The sequence below is a fragment of the Rathayibacter sp. PhB127 genome, assembly GCF_003751665.1.
Taxonomy (GTDB): domain Bacteria; phylum Actinomycetota; class Actinomycetes; order Actinomycetales; family Microbacteriaceae; genus Rathayibacter; species Rathayibacter festucae.
In genome coordinates this window covers 1-9,979 of sequence record NZ_RKHW01000008.1, presented here as the reverse complement: position 1 = coordinate 9,979, position 9,979 = coordinate 1, and the positions used below count along the sequence as shown (strand labels likewise).

Sequence of the window (9,979 nt, the reverse complement as noted above, 5' to 3'; positions counted from 1 at the left end):
CCCCCCCCCCCCCCCCCCCCCCCCCCCCCCCCCCCCCCCCCCCCCCCCCCCCCCCCCCCCCCCCCCCCCCCCCCCCCCCCCCCCCCCCCCCCCCATCGTGACGCGCGCATGATGCAGGGGTGACGGAGCGCTGACGGGGTGGAGCGGAGTGTGGAGTGCCGGCGTCGCCGGACCGCCGCTCCTCTCGTCGTCAAGGGAATCCCATGTCGTCTCCTCGTGCCCGTCCGTCCCGCCGTCTCGCCGCTGTGCTCGCGCCGCCGGCCGCGCTGCTCCTGGTGCTCGCCGGGTGCAGCGCCGCTCCCGCGCCGGCCGCGTCCACGGCGACCGCCACTGCCGCGGTCGCCGCGCCCACCGATGCCGAGGTGCGGGGGCTGTTCGACGAGTGGAACGCGGCGCTCACCACCGGCGACCCCGCGCAGGTGGACGCGCTGTACGCGGACGACGCGGTGCTGCTGCCGACCGTCGCACCCGGGGTCCTCGACACCTCGGCCGAGCGCATCGGCTACTTCGACGCCTTCCTGAAGAAGCGGCCGACGGGGACGATCGACGAGAGCGTCGTCCGTGATCTCGGCGACGGCTACGCCTCGAACACCGGCCTCTACACCTTCGCGCTCGCGGAGACCGGGGAGCTCGTGCACGCCCGGTTCACCTTCGTCTACGAGGAGATCGACGGGGAGTGGAAGATCATCGAGCACCATTCGTCGAAGGAGCCCGTCACGCCGTGACAGCGGAGCGGCTCGCCCGCCCGGCGTGGCACAGTGAGTCGTGCTCATCTTGCTGGTGGAGGACGATCCCGTGATCGCCGACTGCGTGACCGCGGTGCTCGAGCAGTACGGCTACGCCGTCGTCCGGGCGCGGACGGGCAGGGAGGCGCTCGACTCCGGTCCTCCGGACCTCGTGCTCCTCGACCTCGGACTGCCGGACATGGACGGGCTCGACGTCTGCCGGACGCTGCGCCGCAGGTCCGACGTCCCGATCATCGTGATCACCGCGCGGAGCGACGAGGCCGACACCGTCGCCGCGCTCGAGGTGGGCGCGGACGACTGCGTGATCAAGCCGTTCGGCGTCCGAGGGCTGATCGCGCGGATCCGGGCGGTGAGCCGGAGGGTCGGCGCGGCCGGGGCGCGGTCCGCGGTCGCCCTCCCGCCGCCGCCCCTGTCGCTCGGCCGGGTCGTCGTCGATCCGGCGTCCCGTCGCGTGCACCTCGACGGCGCCGAGCTCCCTCTGACACCCAAGGAGTTCGACCTGCTGCTGGCCCTGGCCCGGCGCCCGGGGGCGGTGCTTACGCGCGAGGCCCTGATCGACGAGGTCTGGGACTGCAACTGGTTCGGCTCCACCCGCACCCTCGACGTCCACGTCTTCGCGCTCCGCCGCAAGCTCGGCGCGGCGGTGACGATCACCACCCTCCGCGGCGTCGGCTTCCGCCTCGACCTGCCCTGACGGCCACCGCGAGATGCCACTTCGGTACGCGTCCATCGGCGTGTCGCGTACTCAAGTGGCATCTCGCGGAGGGGGACGACGAGGGCCCCCGTCCGCTGGGCGCGGAGGGGGGCCCTCGGGGTCAGGGGGTCAGCAGGTGGCCGCCTGGTAGGGGAGGGTGGCGGCGAAGGCCGGCTGGCCGGGGGAGGTGCCGGTGACGGTGACCGAGCCGGCGGGGGTCGACTTCAGGCGCGTGGTGAACGCGGCCGAGGCGGAGGAGCCCGGGGCGACCGAGGAGAACGCCTTCGTGCCGTAGGCGGAGTCGACGGTGATGTCGGCCGCTGCGGTGTCGGTGTTCTTGACGGTCACGGTGAGCACGACCTTGCCGGCGATGCAGCGGGTCGAGACGGAGGGAGCGAGCTCGAGGGTGTCGAGCGGCAGCGCGGCCGAGGCCGAGGTGCGGACGAGTGCGTCGGCGTAGCCGTTGTAGGAGGCGGTGACGCCGCTCACTCCGGCCGGGACGACGGCGCTCGCCGAGCCGCCCGAGAGCGCGACGGTCGAGCTCCAGGTGCCGCCGGTGAAGGTGACGGTGCCGGCGACGTCGCCCTTGTCGGCCGCCGCGACCTTCGCCGTGACCGTGCGGCCGTCGGCGGTGAGGGTCGTGGTGGAGTCGACGGCGGTGACGCCGGTCCAGTTCTTCATCGCGGTGAGGACCGTCTGCGGGACGCTGACGAACGCGCCGTGCCGCGGGCTGGCCGGGAGGCCGCCCTTGGTCGAGACGTTCCAGTCGGCCGACTTCGAGAGGCGGGCCGACTGCGAGCTGCCGGCGATGGCGGCTCCCGAGGTCACGAAGGCCTTGTAGCCGCCCTGGCCGTAGTTGTCGACGAGGAAGGCGTAGCCGTCGCCGTTCGCGGTGGTGTCGTTGGGGTCGCCCGCGTTCAGCTTGATGATCTCGGGGCCCTCACCGTCCTGACCGGTCTCGAGCTTGGTCATGTTGGTGTCGGTCAGCTGCCAGGTCTTCGTCGGGTCGGCGTTCCAGTTCGACGAGGTCGTCGGCGCGGTGAGCACCGTCGACTTCTCCAGGAAGATGTCCTTCCCGGCCTCGAGGGTGCCGGCGGCGCCGCCCTCCTCGTTCTTGGTGAAGCGGTAGTAGGAGTCGCCGATCTTGGTGATCGTCGAGTCGATCCGCGCGTAGCCGGTGTCCTGCCAGGTGGCGGGCGGCTGGGTGAAGGTGCGGAAGTCGCGGGTGATCACCGAGAAGACGCGGGAGTAGAGCTTGTCGCTGTTGGTCTTCGTAGCGTCGGAGTAGAGGCGCGAGGAGAAGAAGACCACGTAGGACTGCAGCGCGTCGTCCCAGTACGCCTCCGGCGCCCAGGTCATGCCGGCGGCCGGCTGGTTGACCGTGATGCCGGTGTCGGCGCCGTTGGTGCGGGTCCACGTCACCAGATCGGTCGACTCCCAGACCTCGATCTTGAGGCTGCCCTTGGACTGCGCGTCGCCCCAGCCGGTGCCGCAGGAGATGCAGAGGTCGGTGGCGACCATGTAGTACTTGTCGCCGTTGTGCGAGCGGAGGATGAACGGATCGCGCAGGCCCTTGGTGTCGGTCGTCGAGGTGATGACCGCCTTGCCGCCGTTGACCGGGGAGAAGGTGAAGAAGTCGTTGCCGGAGGTCGCCGCCTGGTAGATCTTCTCGTCGCCGTCGGACTTGAAGTACGCCGAGGCGTAGCCCGCGTCAGGGGCGGTGCGGCCGAGCTCGGCCACCGTGAGGGTGAAGGAGCGGGTCTCGGTGACGCCGTTCAGCGTCGCGGTCGCGGTCAGCGTGACGGGCTTGTCGCCCGAGCCGTAGGCCGGACGGGTGACGACGCCGCCGCCGCGGAACGGGTCGGCCGCGCCGACCGCCGGGGCGGTGTACGAGGTGCTGGTCGGGGTGACGAGCGCCGGGTCGGACGAGGTCCAGGTGATGGCGGTGCCGTTCTTGGCTCCCGTGACCGCGAGCGGCAGGTTCTCGGTGGTGCGGGTGGCGAGCACCAGAGCGTCGAGGTCGTCGTTGATGCTCGGGGCGAGCACGACGACGTCGAAGGTCAGCACGGCGCCCTGGCCGGTGGTCGCGGTGAGGGTGACCGGGGTGTCCTGCGCGATCGAGCGCGAGACGACTCCGGTGCCGGAGACGACCGCGGGGTTCGAGGAGGTCCAGGTGAGCGGGACGCCGCTGCTGGTCGCGGGGAGCGTCAGGTTCGTCGAGACGGCGGTCAGCGAGGGGTTGCCGGCCAGGAGAACGGGCAGGATGTCGGGGCGCAGCAGCGCCGAGGTCGCGGCGGCCTTCGCGGCGGCGGTCGGCATGCTCGACGCGACCTGGTCGGCGGTGAGCGCCGTGTCCCAGAACTTCACGTCCGTGACGTCCGCGGTGAGCAGCGGGTCGCCGGTGTAGAGCGAGCGGCCGAGGTAGCCGAGCGTGCTCCCGGAGGGGACGATGCTCGCCATCGACTTCGCGGCGGTGACCGTCGAGATCTGCACGCCGTCGCGGTAGAGGGTCAGCGCGGTGCTCGAGCCGGTGCCGGTGCCGACGAGGGTGAGGGTGGTGAAGCCGGGGTTGAGGGTGCCGCCGAAGGGCATCCGGGTCTCGCCGTTGCCGCTGTCCTTCACGCGGATGCCGGCGAGGACCTGGCCGCTCGGGGAGCCGTCGGGGTTCCGCGGGTTCACGAAGACGTGGTTGCCGAGCTGGGTGGTGTTCCAGGGGCCGACGCCGTCGCCGATCACCCAGCCGAACTGGTTGGCGGTGGTCTGCGTCTTCACCGTGTACTCGACGGCGAAGGCGTTGTCGGTGCCGGTGACCAGTCCCTTGGGCAGGCTCGCGTAGCCGTCGGACTTGAAGCGGGCGACCTGGTCGCCGCCGGCGTCGGCGAAGGAGGCGTCGGTGAGCCCGGTCAGCGTCGCGTTGCGGCCGTTGCCGGAGATGTCGAGGAGTGCGGAGCCGGCGTGCGACATGTCGTAGTGCGCGGTCGGCGCGGGCACGTCGGCGGCCTGGGCCGTGACGGGGACGAGGGCGCCTCCGAGGGCGACGCTCGTGCACGCGAGTGCGGAGAGGAAGAGGGACCGGGCACGGCGCCGGGGCGCGGTGGCAGGGGGCTCCGGGGAGCGTCGTCTCATCGTCGAGACCTTTCCTGGGTGAGGGGGATCAGGCCGCCGAAGAGGGGCCGGCGGGTGGTGTTCACGCTAACATGCGCGTCGGTCCGGGGCTAGGGCGGATCGGCACGGGCGTGCGGTCGGCGTCGCTCCTCCGGCGCCGCCCTGTGCGGCGGCGGCCGGGTGGCGTACGGTGAGCGGACCGCATCCTGGTCCCCGATGTCGGACCTCGTCCATCCGCCGAGAGCACCAGGGGAGCATGAGATGAAGACTCTGTCGTACGCCGGGGGCGCGATCGTCCTCGAGGACGAGGCCGCGGACGCCGTTCTGCGCTACTCGGTGGCGCTGGCCGATCGCGGCCGGATGGCCACCGTCACTCTCGCGGACGCGGCGTCCTCCGACGCCTCGGCGGTGGTGGTCCTGACGATCGGCGTCGGGGTCCCGCTCCTGCTGCGGGGCGAGCGGACCGGGGCCGGCACCGACTCCGCGCTCGACCTGCGCGACCGCCTCGACGCGCTCGAGCGCTCGCGGGAGCCGATCGGGGTCTGGGACGCCGACCCCCGGCAGCTCTGGGGCGAGCTGGACTACGACTTCCTCTGAGGCGGTCGCCGCACGTCCGATCGTCGGGACCGCCTCCGTCCGTGGGCGGCGCGGCGCCTTCCGGCGCACCCGTTCAGGGGAGCGCTAGAGTCGGCTACAACGTTGTATGTTCAGCAGGTCCCGACTGAAGGAGATCGATGGCGATCACTCTGCACGACGTGGCGCGGGCCTCCGGAGTCTCCATCAAGACCGTCTCCAACGTCATCAACGACTACCCGCACGTGCGGCCGGCGACCCGCGAGCGGGTCGAGGCCGCGATCGCGGAGCTGGGGTACATCCCGAACCTCTCGGCCCGGAGCCTCCGGCGGGGGCGGACGAACGTCATCGGGCTGGCGCTCCCCGAGCTCAGCCTGGCGTACTTCGCCGAGCTCGCCGACAGCGTCATGCGCGCGGCCGACGACCGGGGTCTGACCGTGCTGATCGAGCAGACCGGAGGAGACCCGCAGCGCGAGCGGGACGTCCTGCGCAGCTCGCGGCGCCAGCTCACGGACGGGCTGCTCTTCAGCCCCCTGGGGATGGCGATGGCCGACGAGCCGGCGCTCGCGGTCGACTACCCGCTGGTCCTGCTGGGCGAGAGGATCTTCACCTCGCGCTTCGACCACGTGACCATGCAGAACGTCGCCGCCGCCCGCGCCGCGACGACCCACCTGATCGAGTCCGGCCGGCGGCGGATCGTCGCCCTCGGGGCGCACGAGAACGAGGACGTCGGCTCGGCCGCGCTGCGGATGCGGGGCTACCGCGAGGCCCTGGAGGCGGCGGGCATCGCCTACGACGAGCGCCTCGTCAGCTACTCCGGACCGTGGCACCGCGCCAACGGCAACGCGGCGATGTGCAGGGTCCTGGAGTCCGGGGTCGACTTCGACGCCGTCTTCGCCCTGAACGACTCCCTCGGGCTCGGCGCCATCCGCGCGCTGCAGGTGCAGGGGCTGAGCATCCCCGGGGACGTCGCGGTCATCGGCTTCGACGACGTCGACGAATCGCGGTACTCGGTCCCGAGCCTGTCGAGCATCGATCCGGGTCGCGACGAGATCGCGCAGACCGCCGTCGAGGTGCTGAAGGGGCGGATCGAGGGCTCGCTCCTCGCGCCTCCGACGCTGCACGAGGCCGGTTTCTCGGTGACGTCGCGGGAGTCGACCGCGCCGTAGCGCCGTTGATCACGGTTGCGTCGCGGACGACGGCCGTGCTCTTGACACTCGCCGACGAACTCCGCATCATCATTTCTACAACGTTGTTTTCCATCGTTGTACAAGCGACCTGCTCCAGGACGATCCCCCCTTCCCGGCCGACGACGGCCGTATCCGAAAGGACACGCAATGATGCGTCACACGAAGAGAATGCTCGCGGCGGGGGTGGCCGTCGCCGCCTCCGCGGCCGCCCTCACCGGCTGCTCCGCAGGGAGCGACGCCGCCACCTGCGAGAACACGATCGTGAACGAGGACGCCAAGGTCGTCACGATGTGGGCCTGGTACCCGGAGTTCGAGGGGATCGTCGACCTCTTCAACAACAGCCACGACGACGTCCAGATCTGCTGGAGCAACGCCGGTGCCGGCAACGACGAGTACACCAAGCTCACCACCGCCGTGCAGGCCGGCTCGGGCGCACCCGACGTCGTCATGCTCGAGAGCGAGGTCGTGCAGAGCTACATCCCGCAGGACGCGCTCGTCGACCTCACCGAGTACGGCGCGGGCGACGTGCAGAGCAACTACTCCGAGGGCGCCTGGGCCGACGTCTCCAGCGGCGACGCCACCTACGCGATCCCCGTCGACGGCGGACCCGTCGGCATGCTCTACCGCCAGGACATCCTCGACCAGTACGGCATCCCCGTCCCGACGACCTGGGAGGAGTACGCCGCAGCGGCGCAGGCTCTCAAGGACGCCGGCTCCACCACGCTCATGACGGACTTCCCCGGCAACGGCCGCGCCTACCAGCAGGCGCTCTTCGCGCAGGCCGGCTCGGTGCCCTACACCGTCGACGGCACGGACGTCACGGTGGACCTCGACGACGAGGCCAGCGCGAAGGTCATGGACTACTGGAGCGACCTGGTGCAGAAGGGCCTGGTCGGCACCGAGGACGCCTCGACCACCGACTACAACACCCACCTGGTCGACGGCACCTACGCCTCGGTCGTCGCCGCCGCCTGGCTGCCCGGCTACCTGAAGGGCTTCGAGGGCGCCGACACCGACGCCGTGTGGCGTGCCGCACCGGTCCCGCAGTGGGAGGGTGCCGAGCCGACCCAGATCAACATCGGCGGATCCGCTTTCGCGGTGACCAGCCAGGCCGAGGACAAGGAAGCGGCCGCGACGGTGGCGAAGGAGATCTTCGGCACCGAGGAGGCCTGGAAGATCGGCATCGAGAAGGGCGCTCTGTTCCCGCTGTGGAAGCCGATCCTCGAGTCGGACTACTTCGCGAACCTCGAGTACGACTTCTTCGGCGGTCAGCAGATCAACAAGGACGTCTTCCTCTCCGCCGCCACGGAGTACCAGGGCTTCCAGGTCTCGCCGTTCCAGAACTTCGCCTACGACAAGCTCACCGAGGCGGTGAACGCCGTGAACAGCGGTGACTCGAGCGTCGCGGACGCCCTCTCGACCTATCAGACCGCGGTCAGCGAGTACGCCGCGGGCCAGGGCTACACGGTCGGTTGACGATCGGCGGCCGCCGTCCGCGAGGGCGGCGGCCGCCCCGTCCCTCCTCGAAGGAGCACCATGTCCAACCTCGTCGTCCCCGCCCCCGCCGCCAGCGCCGCTCCGGCCGAGACCCGTCCGAAGAAGCCCCGCACCGGAGTGGTCGCCTCGCGGCGCGCCCGCTGGGGCTGGGTCTTCGTCGCCCCATTCGGGATCTTCCTCGTGGTCTTCCTGATCACGCCGCTGATCTACTCGTTCATCCTGAGCCTGCAGAACAAGACCGTCGCCACCGGCAATCAGTGGGTCTGGTTCGCGAACTACGCCAAGGCCTTCTCGGACCCCCTCTTCCTCGAGGGCGTCTGGCTGGTGGTGCGCTTCGCCCTCATCCTGATCCCGATCCAGATGCTGGTCTCGCTGATCGCCGCACTGATGCTGGACGCGCTCACCTCGCGCTTCTCGCGGTTCGCCCGGCTGATGATCTTCGTGCCCTACGCGGTGCCCGCGGTGATCGGCGCCCTGATGTGGGGCTTCCTCTACAGCCCGTCCTTCGGGCCCGCCACGGAGGTGTTCGGCTGGCTCGGTCTCGACGCGCCGAACCTGCTCGGCAAGGACTCGATCTTCGGCAGCCTGGTCAACGTCGTCACCTGGCAGTGGGCCGGCTACTACATGATCATCATCTACGCGGCCCTGCAGGGCATCGACCCCGCGGTCTACGAGGCCGCACGCCTGGACGGCGCGAGCGCGATCCAGACGGCGCTGCGGATCAAGATCCCGATGATCTCCTCCTCGATGGTGCTGATCCTCGTCTTCGCTCTCATCGGCACCCTGCAGTTCTTCACCGAGCCGCAGATCCTGCGCTCGCTGGCCTCGGGCTCGATCGACGCGTCGTACACGCCGAACATCTACGCGTACACGCTCGCCTTCTCCTACAACCAGTTCAACTACGCCTCCGCGATCTCCTTCGCGCTGGGTCTCGTGGTGTTCCTCGGGTCCTACCTGTTCCTGATGGCCACCAAGAAGAGGAACGGACTCTCATGAGCACCCTCTCGCTCGCCCCCAAGCGCGACCGCGTCCAGCGACGCGACGACGCCGTCCGGGCGCGGAGCCGCCGCGGCGGCCGCCAGCTGCTCCCGCACGTGATCCTGCTCGCCTTCGTCGTCTACTTCGCGCTGCCGTTCTGGTGGCTCGTCGTGGCCTCGACCAAGGACCAGGTCGGCCTGTTCTCGGGCACCGTCAGCCCCCTCTGGTTCGGCGACTCCTTCGAGTTCTTCACCAACATCGGCTCGCTGTTCACCTACTCGAACGGCCTCTACTGGAAGTGGCTCGGCAACTCGTTCCTCTACGCCTTCGCCGGCGGACTCGGAGCGACGGTGCTGTCGGTGCTCGCCGGCTACGGCTTCGCGGCCTACGCCTTCAAGGGCCGCAACGCCTTCTTCTCGCTGGTCCTGGGGTCGGTGATGGTGCCGGCGACGGCTCTGGTCATCCCGCTGTTCGTCATGTTCAGCACCGCCCAGCTCACCAACACCGTCTGGGCGGTCATCCTGCCGTCGATGCTCAACCCGTTCGCGGTCTACCTCATGCGCGTCTACACGCAGGACGCGGTGCCGGAGGAGATGCTCGACGCCGCCCGGATGGACGGAGCCGGCGAGATCACGGTGTTCTTCCGCGTCGCCCTGCCGCTGCTGCGCCCCGCACTCGTGACGGTGCTGCTGCTCTCCGTCGTCGGGACCTGGAACAACTACTTCCTCCCCCTCGTGATGCTCTCGAACTCGCAGCTCTTCCCGGTCACCGTCGGACTCGGCACCTGGCAGACCCAGGCGTCGGTCAACACCGGCGGCCAGTCGCTGTGGAACCTCGTCATCGTCGGCGCCCTGATCTCCGTCATCCCGCTGATCGTCTCGTTCCTCACCCTGCAGAAGTACTGGCAGGGCGGACTCTCCATCGGCTCCGTCAAGTGACGCCGACCGCCGCCGGGACTCCCGCATCACCGCTCACCTCAGCACGATCCAGAAAGGCTCTGCCATGACCGACGCCTCCCGCGCCGTCTCCCCGCCCGCGACCGCGCGCATCTCCCTCGACCCGGCCGCGGTGGTCGCTCCCGTGAATCCGCGGCTGTTCGGCTCGTTCGTCGAGCACCTGGGCCGCTGCGTCTACGACGGGATCTACGAGCCCGGGCACCCGACCGCGAACGAGGACGGCTTCCGCCTGGACGTGGT

8 protein-coding genes and 1 pseudogene are annotated in these 9,979 nt (G+C 70.4%); 8 read left to right on the top strand and 1 reads right to left on the bottom strand.

The genetic code is table 11. The features are described from left to right. Nucleotides 1–203: 203 nt before the first annotated feature. A complete protein-coding gene (locus tag EDF22_RS20330) occupies nt 204–725 on the top strand; it encodes an SgcJ/EcaC family oxidoreductase (protein ID WP_123706633.1) in 522 nt (173 codons plus the stop codon). Between the two features lie 40 nt (nt 726–765). Continuing rightward, the gene (locus EDF22_RS20325) at nt 766–1,440 is read left to right on the top strand and encodes a response regulator transcription factor (protein ID WP_123444564.1); all 675 of its coding nucleotides are present in this window, start codon (nt 766–768) and stop codon (nt 1,438–1,440) included. 129 nt (nt 1,441–1,569) lie between these two features. Here EDF22_RS20325 and EDF22_RS20320 read toward each other — a convergent pair whose 3' ends face one another. After that, a complete protein-coding gene (locus EDF22_RS20320) occupies nt 1,570–4,566 on the bottom strand; it encodes an immunoglobulin-like domain-containing protein (protein WP_123706632.1) in 2,997 nt (998 codons plus the stop codon). Nucleotides 4,567–4,806: 240 nt separating this feature from the next. Here EDF22_RS20320 and EDF22_RS20315 point away from each other — a divergent pair, with 240 nt between their 5' ends. The 6 genes and pseudogenes from EDF22_RS20315 to EDF22_RS20290 all read left to right on the top strand — a co-directional run. After that, nucleotides 4,807–5,142: a hypothetical protein gene (locus tag EDF22_RS20315; RefSeq protein WP_123706631.1), complete on the top strand. Its 336-nt coding sequence runs from the start codon at nt 4,807–4,809 to the stop codon at nt 5,140–5,142. 137 nt (nt 5,143–5,279) lie between these two features. After that, nucleotides 5,280–6,287 carry a LacI family DNA-binding transcriptional regulator gene (locus tag EDF22_RS20310; protein WP_123706630.1) on the top strand — a complete coding sequence of 336 codons (1,008 nt, stop codon included), beginning with the start codon at nt 5,280–5,282 and terminating at the stop codon, nt 6,285–6,287. A 168-nt stretch (nt 6,288–6,455) separates the two neighbouring features. Then, on the top strand, nt 6,456–7,784 hold the full coding sequence (locus tag EDF22_RS20305) for an ABC transporter substrate-binding protein (RefSeq protein ID WP_123706629.1): 1,329 nt from the start codon (nt 6,456–6,458) through the stop codon (nt 7,782–7,784). A 60-nt stretch (nt 7,785–7,844) separates the two neighbouring features. Then, on the top strand, nt 7,845–8,801 hold the full coding sequence (locus EDF22_RS20300) for a carbohydrate ABC transporter permease (RefSeq protein WP_123706628.1): 957 nt from the start codon (nt 7,845–7,847) through the stop codon (nt 8,799–8,801). Continuing rightward, nucleotides 8,798–9,721, top strand: a complete 924-nt coding sequence (locus EDF22_RS20295) for a carbohydrate ABC transporter permease (RefSeq protein WP_123444558.1) — start codon at nt 8,798–8,800, stop codon at nt 9,719–9,721. Before EDF22_RS20300 ends, EDF22_RS20295 begins: the two co-directional genes overlap by 4 nt. 64 nt (nt 9,722–9,785) lie before the next feature. After that, a pseudogene (locus tag EDF22_RS20290) lies at nt 9,786–9,979 on the top strand (alpha-L-arabinofuranosidase); the annotation flags it as partial.